This is a genomic window from Novosphingobium sp. B-7 (assembly GCF_000410615.1).
GTDB lineage: Bacteria > Pseudomonadota > Alphaproteobacteria > Sphingomonadales > Sphingomonadaceae > Novosphingobium > Novosphingobium capsulatum.
In genome coordinates this window covers 1-881 of record NZ_APCQ01000701.1, presented here as the reverse complement: position 1 = coordinate 881, position 881 = coordinate 1, and the positions used below count along the sequence as shown (strand labels likewise).

The 881-nt window shown below is 69.5% G+C and carries 2 protein-coding genes; both read right to left on the bottom strand.

The window, feature by feature from the left end; genetic code table 11:
• Positions 1-593, bottom strand: a 593-nt coding sequence (locus H926_RS0107520; RefSeq protein ID WP_022675753.1) for a hypothetical protein, incomplete at its 3' end; no start/stop codon positions are given.
• A gap of 45 nt (positions 594-638) precedes the next feature.
• Positions 639-881, bottom strand: a 243-nt coding sequence (locus H926_RS26155) for an SPOR domain-containing protein (protein WP_043608456.1), incomplete at its 5' end; no start/stop codon positions are given.

Genomic DNA, 881 nt, shown 5'->3' with positions numbered 1-881 from the left:
ACGCGCGCGGCGATATCGGCCACGGCGGCGCGGTCTGCCGGGGTGCCGATCCCGGCCAGCACGCGCTGTTCCCCGGCAATCGCGGGCAGGGCGGCCAGCGCATCAAACGCATGGGCCAAGACCAGCACCGGCACGCCGATCGCCAGCAGCGGCAGCGGATCGAGCCGCCGCAGCGCCAGCGCCAGCATGCCACACAGCGCATAGGCAAACAGGATATCGCCCCACCACAGCAGGGCATAGTGCAGATAGCCAAACACCAGCAGCCACAGCAGGCGGCGTACCTGCATGGTATCGGGCGACAACCCGCGCCGCTCCACGCTTTGCGCAAACAGCACCATGCTCGCCCCGAACAGCAGGGTGAACAGGCCGCGCATCTTGCCATCGAACAGCAGGTAGCTGATCACGAACCAGATCAGGCCCGGTCTATCCAGGCGCGGCAGGGCGGGGCTCAGGCTGGCGAGTTGCGGCCCCCAAAATCCGGTGATGTTGATCGCCAGGATACCCAGCACGGCGCAGCCGCGCAGGAAGTCCAGCGCGGCGATGCGGGACGGCGCGGCCAGGTCTGGGGCAGGCGAAGCGGCGAGCGTGGTCATCCCACGCCCATGCACCGCGCGCGGCCTGCCGGAAAGACCAAACCGTCAGGGCTTCAAGGTGATGCAATCCACGCCCGCGCCTTTCAGCGCGGCGCAGGCATGCGCGGCTTCGGCCTGGCTGGCAAAGCCCCCCGCCAGAACCCGCGTAACCTTGCCCTCGGCCAGGTCGATGCGCGGGTGCCCGGCCAGTTCGGCCCGGCCCCGCACGCGCGCCCACAGGCCATCGGCATTGCTCTTTTGCGAAAAGGCCCCCAACTGGATGCGCCAGGCGCCGGTTGCCGTGGCAGC